This is a genomic window from Bacillus sp. V5-8f, assembly GCF_002863565.1.
GTDB lineage: Bacteria > Bacillota > Bacilli > Bacillales > DSM-1321 > Peribacillus.
Genome location: NZ_PGUW01000010.1, coordinates 1 through 18,956, shown reverse-complemented (window position 1 = coordinate 18,956; position 18,956 = coordinate 1). Strand labels below are relative to the sequence as shown.

22 protein-coding genes and 2 pseudogenes are annotated in these 18,956 nt (G+C 38.2%); 6 read left to right on the top strand and 18 right to left on the bottom strand.

Annotation, left to right across the window (positions count from 1 at the left end; genetic code table 11):
- Window positions 1-4: 4 nt before the first annotated feature.
- Window positions 5-874, bottom strand: a complete 870-nt coding sequence (locus tag CUU64_RS12995) for a branched-chain amino acid ABC transporter permease (RefSeq protein ID WP_101634052.1) — start codon at window positions 872-874, stop codon at window positions 5-7.
- 494 nt (window positions 875-1,368) lie between these two features.
- On the opposite strand from CUU64_RS12995, the gene CUU64_RS12990 reads away from it, so the two are divergent.
- Entirely contained in the window at window positions 1,369-1,902 is a 534-nt protein-coding gene (locus tag CUU64_RS12990; protein ID WP_101634051.1) for a GNAT family N-acetyltransferase, read from the top strand.
- Between the two features lie 140 nt (window positions 1,903-2,042).
- Here the strand turns inward: CUU64_RS12990 and CUU64_RS21705 are convergent.
- Window positions 2,043-3,050 (bottom strand): annotated as a pseudogene (locus tag CUU64_RS21705) (IS1595 family transposase).
- 439 nt (window positions 3,051-3,489) lie between these two features.
- Between CUU64_RS21705 and CUU64_RS12980 the strand changes: the two are divergent.
- From CUU64_RS12980 to CUU64_RS12970, 3 genes are all read left to right on the top strand, one after another.
- Window positions 3,490-4,002, top strand: a complete 513-nt coding sequence (locus tag CUU64_RS12980) for a type 1 glutamine amidotransferase domain-containing protein (RefSeq protein ID WP_101634105.1) — start codon at window positions 3,490-3,492, stop codon at window positions 4,000-4,002.
- Window positions 4,003-4,087: 85 nt separating this feature from the next.
- A complete protein-coding gene (locus tag CUU64_RS12975) occupies window positions 4,088-4,804 on the top strand; it encodes an SDR family oxidoreductase (RefSeq protein ID WP_101634049.1) in 717 nt (238 codons plus the stop codon).
- A gap of 220 nt (window positions 4,805-5,024) precedes the next feature.
- On the top strand, window positions 5,025-5,915 hold the full coding sequence (locus CUU64_RS12970) for an aldo/keto reductase (protein WP_101634104.1): 891 nt from the start codon (window positions 5,025-5,027) through the stop codon (window positions 5,913-5,915).
- 327 nt (window positions 5,916-6,242) lie between these two features.
- Here the strand turns inward: CUU64_RS12970 and CUU64_RS23135 are convergent, their stop codons facing one another.
- The 5 genes from CUU64_RS23135 to CUU64_RS22050 form a co-directional block, all read right to left on the bottom strand.
- Window positions 6,243-6,404 carry a riboflavin kinase gene (locus CUU64_RS23135; protein WP_374702719.1) on the bottom strand — a complete coding sequence of 54 codons (162 nt, stop codon included), beginning with the start codon at window positions 6,402-6,404 and terminating at the stop codon, window positions 6,243-6,245.
- Window positions 6,405-6,684: 280 nt separating this feature from the next.
- Window positions 6,685-7,074, bottom strand: a complete 390-nt coding sequence (locus CUU64_RS12960; protein ID WP_180954597.1) for a RidA family protein — start codon at window positions 7,072-7,074, stop codon at window positions 6,685-6,687.
- A 139-nt stretch (window positions 7,075-7,213) separates the two neighbouring features.
- The gene (locus CUU64_RS12955; protein ID WP_101634047.1) at window positions 7,214-8,032 is read right to left on the bottom strand and encodes an enoyl-CoA hydratase/isomerase family protein; all 819 of its coding nucleotides are present in this window, start codon (window positions 8,030-8,032) and stop codon (window positions 7,214-7,216) included.
- Window positions 8,033-8,155: 123 nt separating this feature from the next.
- Entirely contained in the window at window positions 8,156-9,349 is a 1,194-nt protein-coding gene (locus CUU64_RS12950; protein ID WP_308302376.1) for a CaiB/BaiF CoA transferase family protein, read from the bottom strand.
- 284 nt (window positions 9,350-9,633) lie between these two features.
- Window positions 9,634-9,903 (bottom strand): hypothetical protein, encoded by a 270-nt coding sequence (locus CUU64_RS22050; protein ID WP_101634045.1) that lies wholly within the window; start codon window positions 9,901-9,903, stop codon window positions 9,634-9,636.
- 68 nt (window positions 9,904-9,971) lie between these two features.
- Here CUU64_RS22050 and CUU64_RS12940 point away from each other — a divergent pair, with 68 nt between their 5' ends.
- On the top strand, window positions 9,972-10,460 hold the full coding sequence (locus CUU64_RS12940; RefSeq protein ID WP_180954596.1) for a transposase: 489 nt from the start codon (window positions 9,972-9,974) through the stop codon (window positions 10,458-10,460).
- A 380-nt stretch (window positions 10,461-10,840) separates the two neighbouring features.
- Here CUU64_RS12940 and CUU64_RS12935 read toward each other — a convergent pair whose 3' ends face one another.
- The 5 genes from CUU64_RS12935 to CUU64_RS12915 all read right to left on the bottom strand — a co-directional run bounded on the left by CUU64_RS12935 (window position 10,841) and on the right by CUU64_RS12915 (window position 15,879).
- Window positions 10,841-11,611: an SDR family NAD(P)-dependent oxidoreductase gene (locus CUU64_RS12935; RefSeq protein ID WP_257985515.1), complete on the bottom strand. Its 771-nt coding sequence runs from the start codon at window positions 11,609-11,611 to the stop codon at window positions 10,841-10,843.
- 259 nt (window positions 11,612-11,870) lie between these two features.
- Window positions 11,871-12,893 carry an NADH:flavin oxidoreductase/NADH oxidase gene (locus CUU64_RS12930; protein WP_101634042.1) on the bottom strand — a complete coding sequence of 341 codons (1,023 nt, stop codon included), beginning with the start codon at window positions 12,891-12,893 and terminating at the stop codon, window positions 11,871-11,873.
- A gap of 119 nt (window positions 12,894-13,012) precedes the next feature.
- Window positions 13,013-14,455 (bottom strand): aldehyde dehydrogenase family protein, encoded by a 1,443-nt coding sequence (locus CUU64_RS12925; RefSeq protein ID WP_101634041.1) that lies wholly within the window; start codon window positions 14,453-14,455, stop codon window positions 13,013-13,015.
- Between the two features lie 140 nt (window positions 14,456-14,595).
- Window positions 14,596-14,910, bottom strand: a complete 315-nt coding sequence (locus CUU64_RS12920) for an NIPSNAP family protein (protein WP_101634040.1) — start codon at window positions 14,908-14,910, stop codon at window positions 14,596-14,598.
- Between the two features lie 171 nt (window positions 14,911-15,081).
- Window positions 15,082-15,879, bottom strand: a complete 798-nt coding sequence (locus CUU64_RS12915; RefSeq protein ID WP_180954595.1) for an N-acyl homoserine lactonase family protein — start codon at window positions 15,877-15,879, stop codon at window positions 15,082-15,084.
- Between the two features lie 689 nt (window positions 15,880-16,568).
- Here CUU64_RS12915 and CUU64_RS22620 point away from each other — a divergent pair.
- Window positions 16,569-16,688 (top strand): annotated as a pseudogene (locus CUU64_RS22620) (transposase); the annotation flags it as partial.
- On the opposite strand, the gene CUU64_RS22350 reads toward CUU64_RS22620, so the two are convergent.
- The 6 genes from CUU64_RS22350 to CUU64_RS12895 form a co-directional block, all read right to left on the bottom strand.
- Complete coding sequence (locus CUU64_RS22350) at window positions 16,657-16,947, bottom strand: hypothetical protein (RefSeq protein WP_219621872.1); 291 nt, start codon at window positions 16,945-16,947, stop codon at window positions 16,657-16,659. The pseudogene CUU64_RS22620 and the gene CUU64_RS22350 sit on opposite strands and share 32 nt — an antisense overlap.
- 107 nt (window positions 16,948-17,054) lie before the next feature.
- Window positions 17,055-17,225, bottom strand: coding sequence for a hypothetical protein (locus CUU64_RS23130; RefSeq protein ID WP_374702718.1), 171 nt, complete (start codon window positions 17,223-17,225; stop codon window positions 17,055-17,057).
- Window positions 17,226-17,228: 3 nt separating this feature from the next.
- Window positions 17,229-17,552: a carbon-nitrogen hydrolase family protein gene (locus tag CUU64_RS12905; RefSeq protein WP_142383628.1), complete on the bottom strand. Its 324-nt coding sequence runs from the start codon at window positions 17,550-17,552 to the stop codon at window positions 17,229-17,231.
- A gap of 60 nt (window positions 17,553-17,612) precedes the next feature.
- Window positions 17,613-17,774, bottom strand: a complete 162-nt coding sequence (locus tag CUU64_RS22045) for a hypothetical protein (protein ID WP_180954594.1) — start codon at window positions 17,772-17,774, stop codon at window positions 17,613-17,615.
- A gap of 27 nt (window positions 17,775-17,801) precedes the next feature.
- On the bottom strand, window positions 17,802-18,026 hold the full coding sequence (locus CUU64_RS12900) for a hypothetical protein (protein WP_101634036.1): 225 nt from the start codon (window positions 18,024-18,026) through the stop codon (window positions 17,802-17,804).
- Window positions 18,027-18,190: 164 nt separating this feature from the next.
- On the bottom strand, window positions 18,191-18,661 hold the full coding sequence (locus CUU64_RS12895; RefSeq protein ID WP_101634035.1) for a hypothetical protein: 471 nt from the start codon (window positions 18,659-18,661) through the stop codon (window positions 18,191-18,193).
- Between the last annotated feature and the right edge of the window lie 295 nt (window positions 18,662-18,956).

Genomic DNA, 18,956 nt, shown 5'->3' with positions numbered 1-18,956 from the left:
TTCATCACACCTTTCTTGTGTATTCAACACCGAACAGACCATTTGGCCGTACATAAAGAATCAGGATAATCAGAAGAAACACAAGGGGAGTTTTTAATTCTGTAGAAATATAGGTTGCGACGATCGTCTCAAATATCCCAATAAAGAGCCCGCCTAGTACAGCTCCCGGCAAACTTACAAATCCGCCTAGTACTGCAGCTGCAAATGCGAGAATAGAAACTTCCTGCATCATATTCGGATCAAGATAGGTAATCGGGGCAATTAACATCCCAGCTACCCCACCTAACACAGTTCCGATAGCCCAAGCCCAAGTAAAAATTCCTAAAACCCTTACTCCCATTAGCTGAGAAGTACTCACATCCTGCGACGCTGCACGCATAGCTAATCCTATTTTTGTATAATGAAAAATCACATAAAATACCACCATTAACAAAAGTGACACACCTAAAACAAATAATTCATTCGGTTTGATAAACACTTGGCCAAGCTGAAAAGGTTCTCCCGGTAAAGCTTCCGGATACCCAACGGGAATATGTCCCCAAAGTATTCCAGCAACCCCTCGTAAAAACATATACAACGCAAGAGTCAATACGATTTGATTTAATAAAGATGCTTTTTGAACGGGCCTCATGATCCCTTGGTGGGCAACGATACCTAATACGGCCGCAAACAGCAAAGATAAGATAAATGAAAGATAATAAGGAAGACCATAACTATTTAGAAAAATATAGCTGATAAAAGTTGTGAACATGGCCATTTCCCCTTGCGCAAAATTCACAACATCCGTTGTCTTATAAATTAACACTAAGCCTAGAGCGGCAAGTCCATAAATACACCCAATGGTGAGACCGCTTACAAGAGTTTGTAAAATCATTTCTCCGCTTCCCCTCCATTCAGTCGTCTATTACTTTTTCACTCCCTCTTTCATACAGACAAAAAGTTCCCTGTATTGTTTAATAACTTATTTCCAACTATATGTTTAGCATATAATCTTTTAACTTCATGTAAGTCAAAATGCTTTAAGCTGCTTTGCAAATTTGTTAGAACGGAACCTCCTCCCATTACTATTTAGACAATAACTTTGATTAACAAATACTTATTAGACTAGCAGGTAAAATATTCTGATTTATAACAATTACTGTATTAAGACATTTCTATCAGATCTCATAGTTTTTAATGAATGGCTATGTTAAAGGAAAAGGTTGATTGAATAGACAATAAAAGAATACTGTTGGATATTTATGTTAAAATGAATATGAGATTATAAAAATTTCTACTAAAACTAACGGGGTTTAATTTAAAGTCTAATTCTTAAAAGCATATTTACAGTTCAAACGGAAAAACAGATAAATAAAAGGGAGAGAAAAGATGTTTCCTATATTTGAAACAGAAAGATTACTATTAAGAGAAATAACAATAGATGATGCAAAAGACATATTTGCTTGTTTTTCTAATGAGAATGTAACACGTTATTACGGACAAGAGACATTAGAGGATATAAAACAAGCGGAAACATTCGTTGATTTTTTTGCAAAAAGTTATACTGAAAAAAGGGGTATACGGTGGGGAATTGAAATAAAAGGAACTCAAGGAATAATTGGAACAATTGGCTTTAATGCCTGGTCTCCTAAACATAAACGGGCGGAAATAGGTTATGAAATTCATCCGGAACAATGGAGGAAGGGATATACCTCGGAGGCAGTTTCAAAAGTCCTTCAATATGGCTTTGATGAATTAGGGCTAACTCGCTTAGGGGCTGTCGTTTTTATAGATAACGAAGCATCTAATAATTTGCTAACTAAAGTAGGGTTTCAAAAAGAAGGTATTTTGAGGGATTATATGTATCAAAATGGTAAAGCACACGATACATATGTCTACTCAATTCTTAAAAATTTTAAATAAAATTGACTTATTAAAGTAATGGGTGCTTTTGAAAAAAATGGACATTAAAATAAATGAGCTTGGAGATACATTTCCAAGTTCATTTTTAATTGAAACCACCGGTACATATTTGTGATTTCCTGTTTAGATATTCTGTAATCTTAGAAGGCTGTGTTTCTAAGTCTTAATGTATCTGCGGTTTCCCAAGTTCCGAGAACACTTGATAAAATAAGCATATGAATTTTCTTAGTTAACTCGCTTTCCATTTTCCTAATGTCAAGGAACTGAAACCACACTAAATAAAGCTGTAAATACTTCGTAGAAACGCCATTAAATCGACTTATCCATTTCTACAATCGGAAGTGATAATTATTAATATTGTTCAGATGATAGATGCCCTTCTTGACCTTTTCTTTCTTACTTCCATTTATGATAATGTGTTGAACATTGTTTTTAGCCGAATAAGATTTATATGATTTATGAGCATCAGAAATAAGTAACGTATGACTTTGGAAATGGGAATTAAGAGTTATATCAATTTGTTCGGTTAGAATTCTGCCTGAACCGACACGCTTTGAAAGGGTTGTTTTGTTTCGGTCTCTTACGACCAATACACAGACTTGTTCATTGGAGATACCTCTTTTTGACGCTGAACCTCCAAGTTTTCTTGATTTGCGAGTTGGGATAGTCTTTCGACCTTTATAACTGTCTAAGAAATAGGTTTCATCTACTTCTACTATTCCTTCAAATGCACCTACACTTTCTTTCCCAAGAGCAGACAACACTTTATGTCTCCAGTAAAAAGCAGTTACGTGAGTGATACCAACTATTTCGGCTGTATTGCGAAGAGATAGCCCCTTCAACTTACATTCAATAAATGCAACCCATTTGTCTGCCTTTTTCCAACGATACATAGGGGAATTTGTTAAAATCACAGCTCAATTTAATACAATCTTTGCACTTATAACGTTGGCGACCATTTCGCTTTCCATAGCGAACAACTGACATACTTCCACAATACGACAATGAAAGCCGTGAGAAAATTTCCGCTCCCTTAATTCACCTATAAAAGCTCCTTGTTGGGAACTAGAAGGAGTAAAATGGCGGGTAAGAAACCCTAAGATATATTCTTTATCCCTATCGTTTAAAGAAGATATGTCAGCTAATATGGTTGCTCGGTCATTTGAATTACCTCTTTTGTCATTAATAACAATCAGGATACCACAAATGATTGTGATTTATTCAAAATCAACCAAGAACTTTAACATAGCCTAATGAATTAAAACAATCAGTAATGAAGCTGCCTGTCCGGTATAGACGAATATTATGTCCACAGAAATACCCGAAGACAGAAAGGCTCATTAATAAACAACCTTAAAGGATATGAAATTTTATCTTTGCCAAGCGTCCAGTATGTTTTGAAATTTATAAATTCTACTATTCATTATCAAGTAATTATCTGACTCTACATTTTATATCTTTGAGCAAATTACGTGAGTAATCGAATTTTCTGCAGTAATATCTTCAATACGCAGAAGAATACTTTACGAAAATAATAATTCGTATACTTCTGTTTCTATCATCATTTGTGAGGAGATGTTAATGGATATGAGCAAAAAAATCGCTACACTTATAACAAATTTATTTGAAGACGTTGAGTACACGGAACCAGCTCAAGCCTTTAAAGAAGCTGGTCATGAAGTGATCACGATAGACAAACAATCAGGTCACAAAGTAACTGGTAAAAAAGGCGCAACCGTAAAAATTGACAAAGCCATTGGTGAAGTAAATCCAGCAGATTTTGATGCTTTGCTTATCCCTGGTGGATTTTCTCCTGATTTATTGCGTGAAGACGATCGCTTTGGTGAATTTGCAAAAGCATTCATCCAAGACGGAAAACCTGTTTTTGCGATTTGTCATGGACCACAAGTGTTAATCGATACAGATCTTTTAAAAGGTGTCGACATCACTGGTTATAAATCCATTCGCAACGATTTGAAAAACGCTGGTGCAAACTATAAAGACGAAGAAGTTGTCATCAGCAATAATATTGTTACAAGTCGGGAACCAAAAGACATTCCAGCATTTAATCGTGAATCACTAAAACTTTTAGCAAAATAAGATTGGTAATGAAAAACTTAAATCTCGTCAACAATCGGGATCGTCAAGTTGGTTATAAAAATTTCAAATAAAAGAGGTCATTACTTTGTCATTAAAGGGAAAACGTGTGGTTGTTTTAGGAGGGACATCTGGGATTGGCTTATCCACTGCTCAGGCGTTTCTAAATGAATCAGCTCAAGTCATTATTGCTAGCCGTTCTGCTTCAAAATTATCCGATGCAAAAGAAAAGCTTGTTGGCAGTGTAGAAGGATATGAAATCGACTTTCGTAGTGAAGAAAAGGTGGCTTACTTTTTCAAGAAGGTTGGAACATTTGATCACCTCGTAGTTACTGCAGGTGAAGGCGCAATGGGCCGCTTTAGCGAACTGCCAGTTGCAACTGCAAGAGAGGCTTTTGATAGCAAGTTCTGGGGCCAATACATTTCTGTTCGTGCCGCTCTTCCATACTTGAATAATGAAAGCTCCATTACATTAACTTCTGGTGTATATGGGGTCCGTCCTCCTCAAGGTGCAACAACTCTAGCTTCCATCAACTCAGCAATAGATGGATTAGTCCGAGGACTTTCAGTAGACCTGGCGCCTATTAGAGTAAACGTGGTCTCCCCTGGCATCGTTGACACTCCTCTATATGGTGGAATGCCAGAAGATCAACGACAGGATATGTATAAAGAGATCGCTAAGCAATTACCTGTTGGACGTGTTGCCGAACCAAAAGATATAGCAGAAACTTATGTTTACCTAGCCAAAAATGGGTTTACAACCGGTACATCGGTTTTAATCGATGGAGGAGCCCATTTAGTATAAAAAATAGAATTAGCTTTCAACTGGTGAGGATGACTTTAAGTGAAACATTTTTGGTCATCCCACCTTTTTTGTCATAGTTGAAAGAGAAATAGCCTTATCTTCAATAAAGAATGATTTAGTTGTTTGTAGATAAACTAACATATGCAGACTCTATATGAAGCAACGGGAAGGTTCAGCTTCTTCTATACTAGCCAAATACATATATGAAAGGTCGAGCCACATGGATGAAAAGAGAATAGCAAAAATTAAAGATGCATTAGCAAAACGCACGGTAACCCTACCTGATGGCACTTCATTACCTAGTTTAGGACAAGGAACATGGTACATGGGGGAAAATCCTCAAACGAAAGATAAAGAAATGAAAGCCTTGCAGCTGGGCCTAGAATTAGGGATGACACTGATTGACACTGCTGAAATGTATGGAGATGGCGATTCTGAACGCTTAGTTGGCGAAGCCATTAAAGGACGTAGAAATGAAGTCTTTTTAGTTTCCAAAGTGTATCCCCATCATGCAGGGTTAGATATGATTTCAAAAGCATGTGAAAGCAGCTTGAAACGACTCGGAACAGACCGCTTGGACTTATATCTTCTCCACTGGAGAGGACGTGTTCCATTAACGGAAACCATTGAAGGAATGGAAAAACTGCGCGAGGAAGGGAAAATTTTACGATGGGGCGTTTCCAATTTTGACACAGCTGACATGGATGAGCTATGGAATACTCCGAATGGAAAGAATGGTGTGACGAACCAAGTACTTTACCATTTGGGTTCTAGAGGAATCGATTTTGATCTCTTACCTTGGCACCATAAACATAATATGCCAATCATGGCCTACAGTCCCCTTGCTCAAGGAGGTTCTTTAAGAACTCAACTCTTAAACGATCCAACGATTCAAGATATTGCTAACAAATATAATGTCCAGCCATTGCAAATCGCTCTTGCCTGGACCATACGTTCAAATAACGTCCTCGCCATTCCAAAAGCAGTTCAACAAGAACATGTCTTAGCAAATGCTGAAGCTGCAACGATAGAATTTACCCAAGAAGATCTTGATAAACTTGATCAAGTCTTTCCTAAACCAACTAGGAAAATGCCATTAGATATTATTTAAGATTTTTACTAGGCCAGTTACGAGATAACCAAAATGAAAAAAATCGGCCGCAAATAAACAAATCTACCCCCAGATATTATAGCGTTTGGATGAAGTCATGAACATTCCTAAGTCAAATAAAGAACTTCCTAGTACTGACAATAAAAAAAATCTTTGATGTTGAATTGACTCACGAAGAGATCGATAACGTCAATGCTGTAAACCAAAAGCTCGTGTTGAGGTAGACAAACATAACATTGTGTTTTACTTAAGCGGATAGAATTTCCTCAAAACATAAACCAAAAATAGGCAAACAGCCAAGAGCTTTATAAAAAGCCTTGGCTGTTTCTATAAATACAGATAATTAAGCGTTAAGGGATTCAAGAAAAAATATAATAATTCTGCGACTTTTTTTAAATCGGGCTCTTTTGTATCAAATAAAATATTAGCGGTTGGATATCCAATAGTCCGGCCAATCTGATTACCCCTTATTACTTTACCCGTAATCATTGTCAATTTATTTCTCCTACTGTCTTCACAGATCTTTTTAATGATTTTTGCATAAACACAAGCTCATTTGCTAAACTTTCTAAACGCTCTAATACTTCCTTATCAACCAATTCATCTTGAAAAAAATGATGATCTTTATGAGCATAAACAAAGCTAGGGCCTATATATGCACATTTCTCTTATACAAGGGATGTACGTGCTTGCTTTTGCTAAAGGTGAGCACCTTCTAAACTAGCAAATTAACCAACTCTATTACGATACTTTTCTTCTACTTCGTCATCTAATCTTCTACATACGCTAAAGCTTCTACTTCAACTCTAATACCGCCCCATAATCCAGCCACTTGACATAAAACCCGGGTAGGCATGTTATATCTATCTTTGAAAAACTCACGATAAACTTTTCCAAAGCTCTCAAAATCATTTATATCAGTAAGATACACATTCACCTTAACCAGATTTTCCATAGAAGAACCCCCTGCTTCTACGGCAGCCTTTAAATTATTCATTGTAATACGTACCTCTTGTTCAAATTCTCCACTGTATACCCGTTGGGTAACTGGATCAATTGGCCCTTGGCCCCCGCACACCAACAAATTTCCTACTCTCACTGCATCTGAGTATGGTCCTACTGCGTTGGGTGTGTTTTCAGTGTTAATTACTTTTCTCAAACTGAATCTCCTCCAATAAATACGAAGATAATAGTATTTAATTAAGTATCCTTTAAGAATTTTGATCAATTTATTAGTAGAAGTAATAAAGCTAGGCATTTTTCTCAGCTTGAGTAACATCTAGTATTAAAAATTAGGCCTATTTAAACTTAGGCTTACGCTTCTCACTGATAGCATTTATTCCTTCCTGGTAATCAGGATGTTCAGTGACAATTCCCATAAAGGAGGATACCATATCTAAAGAGGTTCTTAAGTCTGTCTTTAACCCTTGATACACGGTCCGTTTCATTAAACGAATAACCTGTTGAGGCCCTCTCGCTAGCTTGTTTGCTAACTTGTAAGTTTCCTCCATTAATGAATCATGAGCAACACTTTTCGTAATTAATCCCATATCACTAGCTTCCTGTGCATCAATTATTCTCCCCGTCCATAATAGTTCAAGGGCTTTGTCAATACCTATTAATCGAGGCAAAAAATAACCTCCTCCGTCACCAGGAACAATTGCTGCATTTACATAACCTTCACCTAGCCTTGCCTTTTCTGAAGCGATTCGTATATCACATTGTAACGACATGTCCAGTCCTGCACCTATGGCATCGCCATTTATTGCTGCGATGGTTGGTTTATCGATTTCTTCCATTAACAATGGAATTCTTTGAATATACTTCCACAAACTATTCTTGCGAGCTAATCCAGTTGTCGTTAAATCTTTCTCCTCATGACCAGTAACATCCATAAAACCTAGTCCCTGTTTCATAGCTTTAATATCCCCGCCAGCGCAGAATGCCTTTCCATTTCCTGTTAGGACCAAAACACGGATGGCATCATTATCCCTAACTTCTTCAAGCGCCTTTATCCATAAATCGATCATCTCCATACTGAAGGCATTCCTTGAATCAGGACGATTTAATCTTATCGTAGCGACTCCTTCTTGTATTTCAAAATGTAAATCAGCCATTTTTACACCCTCTCAGTCACTATCTAATCATGCACACAACCGTTATACTTAACAGGCTGTTGACTCTGATTTAAATTTTTTTCCCACATTACTTCTAAAAGTAAAGAAATCTCGATAAAAAAATTATATAGAGCCTTCAGATCGCAATTCTTCTATTTCTTTTGAATCCAAATTTAATTCCTGTTGAAGAAATGAAACTGTATGTTCTCCTAAAAGTGGGGGGTGTTTCCTAATCTTTATTGGCGTGTTGGAAAAACGAATTGGGTTTCTTACCAATTTCACTTTTCCTAACGTGGGATGAGAAATCTCTTCTACCATTTCTCTTGCTTGTACTTGAGGATGATTAAAGGCTTGTTCGACATTGTTCACAGGTCCTGCAGGAATACCGTGATTAGAAAGGATTTCAAACCATTCATCTACATTTTTAGTTATGAATATACGTTGTAGTTTTTCTGTAAGGTCATCCCTGTTTACAACTCTTGCATAGTTTGTTTTATATTTCTCATCAGATACCCATTCCGGGCGATTTACAATTTTACAAAGCTTATTAAATAAGTTATCATTACCCACTGCTATCATCATCGGTCTGTCTTTGCACTGGAAGACTTGATACGGAACTACATTGTTATGCTGGTTTCCAAGTTTTTTAGAGATATTCCCCGTCATCAAATAGCTGCTTGCAATATTGGCCAATGTACTGATTTGGACATCTAGTAGGGAAATATCTATATGCTGCCCTTCTCCAGTACGATCCCTGATTCGAATCGCTGATATAATACTTATGGCGGTATATAGGGAACTGAAAATATCAACTACAGGTACCCCAACGCGTGTCGGTTCTCCGTCTGGGTGGCCTGTAATATCCATCAAACCGCCAATTGCTTGTATAACAGGGTCGTAGCCAGGTTCTTTGCTATATGGCCCAGTTTGGCCATATCCTGTAATGGAACAAAGGATTATTTTAGGATTCATCTTTTTTAGTTGTTCAAAACCGATTCCTAACCGATTTAAAGTCCCTGTCTTAAAATTTTCCAGAACGATATCAGCTTTTTTTACAAGCTGTAAAAACAAAGACTTCCCTTTTTCACTTTTAATATTTAAAGTAACAGAGCGTTTATTACGGTTAGCTGAAAGATAATAGGTGCTTTCCCCTTCAACAAATGGTCCCCATTCCCGCATACTATCAGTTCCTTTTGGAGATTCAATCCTAATGACATCTGCTCCCAAATCCGCTAATATCATGGATCCTACAGGACCAGCATATATTCTGGATAAATCTAAGACCCTAATATCATCTAAAGGCAATTTCAAAGCCATCCCTCCAAGCTATGCTTAGCAGCCCCTTCGTTTATTACTCTACCGCCTTTCATCCCCATTCAAATAATGAAGTGATTACTTGACTCTTGCAAAAAACTTGTCATAAAGATTGTCTAGTTTTGTCGTTTTATTGAAAATCTCATAAAAACCAGAATGACATCACTTTTTTCATGGGATTTAAAAGGTACCACCCAATACAATTTCCAGAAAAAAAAGATGTCTAAGGTTACGGTAACTTTCTATTCAGCTATCGTAAGTTCATTGTTTCTCTGGGTCTTTGCCTATCAAAGCCACAGTTCAATCACCTTGTTTCCATCATGCATGGAATCATCCTGGCAGAGGGACGAAAGACCATCACACAGATCCGGAACCATTCTGGGAAGGACCGTGACCTTAGCTGTATGACCTGTTTTCTGAAAGATTCTCCTTGGTGTGCAAACCGAGTTCAAAGCAAGAGGATGAACCATTTGATCACGTCCATTCGGTGTGCACGCAAAAACCAGGGAGACGACAAGCAGATCATTTTCCTGATTGTAGATGATTCCGGCTGCCAAAGAACCGCTCCACGATAACCATGGAAGCTTTGGATTTCCACTTTTCCCATACCGAAGGAAAAAGCGTCTTGTCGCATTGCCTTGTGACAGCGCATGTCGTGGCTGAAGGCTATTCGTTTTCCTGGGATTACCGTCCCTATTTTAGGAAAGCATACTATGAACAGCTTGGGATCCCCTTTAAAAGCAAGAATGACCTGGCCATAGAGATGGTCCAGTCATTTCCTGCCAATGAAGAAGAACAGGTCTATGTCCTGATGGACAGCTGGTACACAAGCAGGAAACTGGTGAACTTTTGTAACGCCAAGGGCTTCCATGTGATTGGCGCCGTCAAATCCAATCCTAAAATCAATCCAATTGGAATCCAGGGTACCATGGCAGAATTTGCGAACCGGTATATCCAGAACGACGACCTTCCCTCTGTGACCGTGAAGGATAAAGGCAAGTTCCGGGGTGTCTCCTGTGTACGGATACAACTCTGGATGTCGTGTCCATCCTCGAGTACTACCATATCCGCTGGGAAATCGAAACCGGATACCGCAATTTCAAGGAACTCCTAGGATTTGACCAGTATCAGATGCTTCCTTCAACGCGATCGAAAGGTATTGGGTGATCCAGTATCTGACAAAAAATTTGTTGGAGATTCATAGGTACGAATGGTCAAAGGAAAATCCACTTACACTGGGTGACACAGTCAGAAGGATCAGAAGCGAGATATTAGGGCGGCTGGTGGTATACCTTACAAGGAAGGACTGTCGAGTACACCATTGGAAAAAGTGCTGAAAACCCTAAAACCGATCGCCTTAAAAATCGATTTCTATAACTGCACTACCCGTATGCCTTTTTTGGGGGTCTAAAACCGAAATTGCAAGAGACTAGTTAATTAATTAAATAATGTTAGATTTGCGAATCCGCGTGTGAAAAAACTACTTTTTTTGATTTACATACCCGCAGCTACCCAGCCGCCATCCACAAAAATGGTTTCACCTGTAATATATGTAGCGGCATCGGAGGCAAGAAATATGGATGCACCAACCAATTCGTTTGGATGACCCATTCGTCCAAGCGGTGTCCTTGCTTCTACTTGCTCGGCAAAACCTTTCCTAGCTTCTTTAATATTTTTAACTAATTGAGTTTCGATGTAAGACGGGGCAATCCCATTTACATGAATACCATATGGTGCCCACTCAAGAGACAAGGTCTTTGTCAGCATGTTTACTCCACCTTTACTTGCACAGTATGCAATGGAACTCCTAAGAGCTGTTGTGGAAGCTACCGAAGAAATATTTATGATACGTCCACTACGTTGCTTGATCATTTCACGGCCAGTATATTGTGCAAATAAGAAAACGCCTGTTAGATTGACTGCAATAATTTGGTTCCAGTCCTCCAAAGTATATTCTTCCGCCGGTCTTTTAATTGTCAATCCAGCGTTGTTAATAAGAATATCAATTGAATCAAAATGATTTTTCGTTTGATATACTACATCTTGAATTTGGTCTGGCTTGGTCACATCACAAGGGATAATTAATGTTTTTCTACCCATTTTTTGAATCTCGCCTGAAACTTCCTCTAATTCAGATTGAGTGCGGCTGCATAGAACCACGTTGGCCCCTGCCTCAGCCAAGCCAATTGCAATGCTTTTCCCTATTCCCCTTCCTGCACCAGTTACGATTGCGGTTTTTCCATCAAGGTTAAATAACGAAGTCATATTTCCCCTCCCGATATCATACTTAAGGATTATTAATTCCATGTTGAATAACAACAACGTTTTTTATTGTATAGGGCGGACTGTAAGTAACCCAGTAGAAAATAATATTGCTTCATTTTTTAACTGTTCCGCCAAGTTGAAAAGACAACATTTTATTTATAGTAAGCTGCCATTTTAATAAAAAATTGAATATAGATTCATTACAAAATTGAACAAGCCCATACCGTTTGAGAAATGGCTTGTTTAATGTATATAAAAATTAAAAAGCTCTTTCATATGCTTTAGGTGTGATAGGTTTCTGTCGTATTGAAAGGGATGCTTCATTTGCCCAATAAGGGTTTCTTAGCATTCCTCTTCCAACAGATACGAGATCCGCTTTTTCTCCCCGGATAACCTCTTCAGCAAGCGATATGTTCTCTAGTTTACCTACCGCGATAACTGGAATATCTATTGCTTGTTTTATTCGCTCTGCATAGCTCACTTGATAGCCATGGCCTGCACCTGGTTTCCCGGCGGCTCCAATGGCACCTTCTCCACCGGAACTAACGTGAAATATATCCACTCCAGCTTCTTTATAGCGTTTACAAAGGTTTATAGCATAATCTAAACCGTATCCTCCCTCGACATATTCAACGGCTGAAATTCTCATGATTAGCGGCATTGTTTGTGGCATCACTTTTTTTGCAGCTTGAATAATTTCCACTCCGAACAGCGCCTTATCTTTTCCATATTGATCTTCTCTTTTATTCGAATAAGGCGAATGGAATTGATGAATCAAGTATCCGTGTGCCCCATGAATTTCAATGGTATCAACTCCTGCCTCTAAAGCGCGGCGAAAGGCAGCCTCAAACTTCCCAACCATGTCTCCAACTTCCATTGTGGATAATTCTTTAGGTGTACGAAACACATCTGAGAATGGAATAGGCGAGCAGGATACTGACTCCGGTGCATCTTGTGCCTTGCGACCAGCGTGGCCAATCTGAATACCAACTTTTGCGCCGTACTTATTGCAACTTTCTATAATGTTCGCAAAAGCAGGAATTTGTTCGTCAGACCATAAACCTAAGTCATAATCCGTTATTCTTCCATCCGGATCAACATCTGTCATTTCCATGATAATAAGAGCCGCCCCGCCTACCGCTCGGCTAGTATAATGGGTATAATGCCATTCATTAGGAATGCCGTCCTTACTCCAAACTGAGTATTGGCACATAGGCGGCATTACAATTCGGTTAGATAGCTCAAGTCCTTTACACTTAAATGGATCAAACATAGTTGGCATTCATAATCTCTCCTTACCGTTACTTACCCATTATCAGAAGAGGAACCTCACTTTCCTTGCACCGCAGGTATTTCCTCCGCTTATTGGGATTTAGATGTTTTACCATAGAAAACTAATGGTTAGATTTCTATTTTAATAGCAATGTTTTTGGGTTGAGTGTAATGCTTTATTGCTTCAAGCCCCTTTTCTCTTCCAAACCCACTCTTTCCAGATCCGCCAAATGGCATTTCAACACCGGAAGTAGAGCCATAGTTGTTTACAAAAACTTGTCCTGAACGAACACGCTTGGCTAACCAGTGGGCTTTATTAAGATTAGTTGTCCAGATGCCAGTAACTAAACCATATTGCGTATTATTTGCCAACTGAAGAGCTTCCTCGTTAGTCTCAAACGGAAAAACAACTAATACTGGGCCAAAAATCTCTTCTTGAGCAAGACGACTAGTAGGAAGAACTGTATCGATTACAGTCGGTTCAAAGAAAAATCCGCTCGTGATATCTTTACTTCTTCTCCCTCCAATTAAAATCGGACTCCCTTCCTGTTCAGCAATTTCCATGTAGTTCTTAATTCTATTGATTTGTTTTTCTGAAATAATAGGTCCTACATCCGGACTCTCGAGCCCGGGGCCAAGCCTTAGTTCACTCATAAGCTCAACCACACGTTGAACAAAGGACTGATGAATTCTTTTTTCAACAATAAGACGAGAACCAGCTGAGCATGTTTGGCCTGCATTTTGAGTGATAGATTTTACTACCCACTGTGCTGCATCTTCCAAATTAGCGTCGGCATACACGATGTTAGGCGATTTGCCGCCCAATTCTAAAGTAAGCGGTTTAATATGTACAGAGGCTGCCTTCATAATCACAGACCCTGTTTCTACTGAACCTGTAAAAGTAATATGATCGATATCTGGGTGTTCGGCCAGTGCAGCACCTGCCTCATATCCATATCCTGTTACAACATTAATAACCCCTTTTGGAAAACCAGCTAACTCACTTATAGCTGCAAGCCGAATTGCAGTTATAGGTGTATCTTCTGCAGGTTTTAGCACCGCTGTATTTCCTGTCGCTAAAGCTGGGGCAAGACTGCGGGAAGTAATTGATATAGGATAATTCCAAGGAATTATGTGCGCAGTTACCCCAAGCGGCTCGCGCAATGTGTAGTCTAAAACATCTGAGCGTACCGGAATCGTTTCTCCTAATATCTTATCAGCAACTCCTGCATAGTACTCAAAGTACCTGGCAGCCGTTTCAACATCTGCTTGTGCTTGTGTCAAAGGCTTACCGGTATCTAAACTTTCAAAGTATGACAATTCCTCTTTCTGCTCTCGAATGATGGTAGCCATTTTAAGGAGCATTCGTCCACGTTCGACAGGAAGTATGTCCCTCCATTCAGATGATTCGAATGCATTTCGTGCAGCGTGTACGGCCCTATCCACATCTTTCGAATCACCGCGCGGTACTACCGCAATTGTTTCTAATGTTGCAGGATTTATCGAAGAAATAATTCCCCGGGAAGAACTTTCAGTCCATTCTCCATTAATAAACATTTGTAATCTCTTCATATTTTACCCATTCCTTTTTACTGCGAGATTTACATACCAAATTTCATTTTCACGGTTTTTAGCAACAAAATATGGATTACCTACTAATTTAGCTACTTTTAATCATGTGTTATCAAAATATAGCTTTATAGGAGTTTTTTTCATTTGATAGGAGAAAAGGCAGTCGGATTGAGAATCTTTGATTCTTGCTTGTCCAGTAAAGGCAATAACTTTGGCACAAAACCTTCGACCCATTCGGTGTCGTTATAAAGTGCTTTCCGCCTTTCTGCTCTAATGTCGAGGCTCTCATATTCCCAAATGTGAATGGCTTGATTTAACTCCCCAATTTCGGTTGTCCAGAACCCAATCAGTTTTGCGTATTTAGTTATGATGGGAAGTCCAGTTTCCTCCAAAGCATGCAAGTATTCCTGCATTTTCCCAATTTTGATAGTGTATGTTCTCATCTCATAAATCATATTTTTCACCTACTTCAAATAGTCTATTTATTCTCAAAATACTTATGATTTCTTCTACTAAAAAATTCATTGAAAATATATCACCGACACAACCTTAAGAAAAAACACTTTATACAGTGTGAGAAGCCTTGCTTATTAATAAGCAGGCTCCTCTCAAAATGTGTCCTGTATTTATTTAGACAATTTTACTGAAGCATCTCCAATTTTATTCCCATATGTTTCCTCAATCTCATAATCATGAGCAGGTAGCAGAAAATCTGCATCATTGACTACACGGGCAATTGCTGCCATTTCATCACCTCTGCTCCAATAGTGGTTTCCAGTCGTTTGGTAGCTGCCAGTTAGTTCACGGTAATGGCGAGTTTGTAAGTTAATGTTATAAATAGTGTCACCACATATAACAGCTGTTCCTTCTGACGTTTCAACGTACACAAATTGTGAGCCTGGCGTATGGCTATTCGCAAATACACATTTAACTCCGGGTACTACGTCAATTGGTCCAGATTTATCGCCATCTAGCAGCCATAAAGAACCAGGTTTGTGTAAACGCTGGAACATATGCTCTGAATCTTCATAGGTATACTGTTTCCCCATAGTCCCGCTGAATGCTGCTTCCATTTCACGTCGCTGAACAACAGCAACCGCATCCGGGAACTTATGGGTTTGCCCTGCATGATCAATGTGCAAGTGCGTATGAATTACATAGCCGATATCCTCAGGTTTCAGTCCATGCTTGGCTAGATGATTTTCAATTTTTTGTTCCTCGGTTTGTATCCCTACCATCCCAAGCCTTGCCATTATGTCTGTACTCCGAAATCCAGTATCAACTAAGATGGGCTTTTCCGCACCTAAAATTAAGAAAGAATATGTCGGGACTATCAACCTTTTACCCAAGTCATGCCCCCAAACCAAAAAACCTGAATCTAGCTCTACATCCCCTACATTCATAATGTGAACTTCTAATGACATTTGTTCCATCTCCTTTGCATTTTATTATTGTTAACGCTTTCATTATATTGTTAGAATATTCTGAACACAATATAATTTATTGGACAAATACTAACAAAAATCTATTCTTTCTACCGATGGGTCCTATAATGTTTTAATAAAAAACCATGCAAACTGGTTGAAGTTTTTTGACACATGGACTATTTAAAAATAATAACTTAGAACATAACTTAATATTTAAATTGTTATATATAAAATAACAATATAGGAAATATTTCATTATTTACACCACCTTTTAAATAGGCTAAAAACTATTTTGAAATTTTATTAAAAAGATTAAATTAGGTTATCATTATTTAAAACACCATACATAATTATTCTTAAATTAGTTGAAATAAGTTCTTTCATGTCGAAATAATTTCATCCTTACAAAATTTTTCGTGATTTTAAGAAACTGGTCTATCCGGCTCGACTGGTCGTCTCGTCCCCCCCTTGTGTAGTTCCCTACACTGAATTAACAGTATATTGAAAAGACATACGAAATAATAGAAAGGCCCAAAATCAAGGAAGTCCCATTTGTAGAGGATAATAGTCCTTCGCCCCAGTTATCGCCACACTCATTAACTTTTGTCTTGGACAGGCTACACTTATCTAGACAGAAAATTTAAGGTTAAGTAGACTACTAATACAATAGTTGAGGAGAATGTACGATGACTAAACGCGAGCGAAGAACCTTTACAGATGAATTTAAAAATCAGATGGTGCAGCTGTATCCTAATGGCAAGCAAAGAAAGGATATCATTCGTGAGTACGATCTGACACCCTCTTCCCTGTGTACTTTTTCTTTCCCAAGAAAGCCCGCGCTCCAAGAACAAAGGCACAAAATTCGGCCGAATATATTAGTATCAAGCTTTTACCACTGACACGCATCAGGAGTTCCTTGGCATCTTCCCATGTAGACATGGTCCCCTCCCCTGTCCTTGAATCTACCACCTGAACCGAAAACGACAAACGACCACTTTCACGATCTGCCATCAACCGCACTTCCTTTTCCACCCCTTTCAATCGAGCTATTAAGAAAAGGCTCACTTTCCCAATCCCTCCTGAGCATAACTAAATACTGTTACCGCCGGCTTCACCCTTTACACCATGTTTTGGCTTCACATTGGCCTTAGCCTATGGTCTACTTCAACCTTTTATTTGAAAACATAAGAATTCAGCTCTATGGAACGCCCTTTCAGAAGATTGCACCATTTAGACATTTTGACATTTCCGCCTGTTAAATTGATTAAAAGGTCTGCTCCCTCACGCTCCAGACGCTCCGTGACTAGTGGGAAAAACATATCATGACAAATATATACTTGAATACGTTAGCCATTTAATACAATAGGTTTATAAATATTATCTATTTCTTCATCTGTCAAATCATAGTCAAAAAAGGTTCTCATAGCTGTAGAATGTTTAATAAAAGTTTTGTTGGCCGTTTCATTTTCATTTGGTTCCCAGTTTAGATAATAGGCCCTTTCCGATCCATCCGGTATGGAAAAACCCAGTAAGACGGGCTTATCTAAGTAATTTGCAATATATTCAATGGTTGGCCAGGCATCATTTTCATTGTTCAATTGAATAAAAGCCTCAGGAAAAACTACTAAATCCAACTGGCTGATATCCAATGATCTCTTTGACTTCGTCATATAATTTCTGATAGTTATATTGATAGTCTTCGTAAGGTTGCACCAATAAAATTTTCAAGACTACAACTCCTCTATTGTGATATGCTCCACGTTTTGCATACCTAAATGGGACTTATATGTCTCTATATATGGTCCCATTGCTTTTAGGGCTACCATCCAACCAAAATGATGGAAGTTCGTTAAATTCATTAAGCCACCCAAGGCACGCTTGGATTCCTTCATTTCTACTTCTATACCTAGTAAGGGATGTTACAAATCCTTCACTTGTTTATCCCTAATATACTGGAGGAGCGGAAAATGGATAGCATCACTTTTTAAACGTACCGACATTTCGATTAGGAAATCGATAAAGCCTCCTCTTATATGAAAACCAGCAGCCATATCAATTTTCGGTTTGTAATAATATTGACTGTTTTTTTGCACTTCTTTTTGCTGAAATGTTACAGGATCATATGTGAAATGCTTTGAAGGCATATATTTTCCATCTACATGGAAGGCCCATTTAAAGTAATCAGGCGTGCGGTCATACAAGATCAAATGGTTTTGAGTACAAGTTCGGACAAGAAGGTTCGAATAAAAGGCTCTGGCGGGGAGAAAGGCTCCATTGATGTAGCTGAGAAATTATTTAAAGTTCTTGCTCAAACAAAACTACAAATTGATTCAAAAGTCGGAAATCCTACTAACATGCATGCATCAAAAAGAAAGAGTGGTCGTTCCCCCATCAAACGTTGCATGGTTCTCACAATTTTCATGGCACGTCTATATGTATCATTTTCTTTTGCTGCAGATGCATTATTAACTACTATAAAATTATAATAACAAGGTGAAAGTTTAAGATTCCCGAAATTACCTAATTGATTTTTTGAAGTAGTTGTTGATCCTTCGATTTCGAATGCTGCAAAGGGAACATACTTATGGTCAACCAACGGAATATTTAAGACCTTTTGCACATCAAGTCCCGATACATTTAATAACCAAATTACATCATATCTTGGTGTATACATACCTTTTAGTTGTTCAAATCTATATTCTTCCTTTACCTCAAAACCAAGCTCCTTCCCTATTCTTAGTAAATTTGATTGAACTAATTTAGTAGAAATTTTTTCCATTTCAACCCTCCAATGGGAGTTATTATATATCAATTTCTGCATAAGTGAAAAGTTTTACAATAAAATAGGTGTGAATGTTTTCATTATAAATTTACGTCACGTACTTCTAAACTCACAACATATGAAAACAATATATGAAAAAGCGGTAAACCCAAGTCAAAGGTTTACCGCAAGAAGTAGGGAATTTGCATTCAGATTACAATCAGGGGTATAAGAAATTAGGGTTAAACGCTTAAAATACCCGCTGAATATAGTCTGATCAGTAACTTCCATCTGCAAGAATTTATTTTCCAGC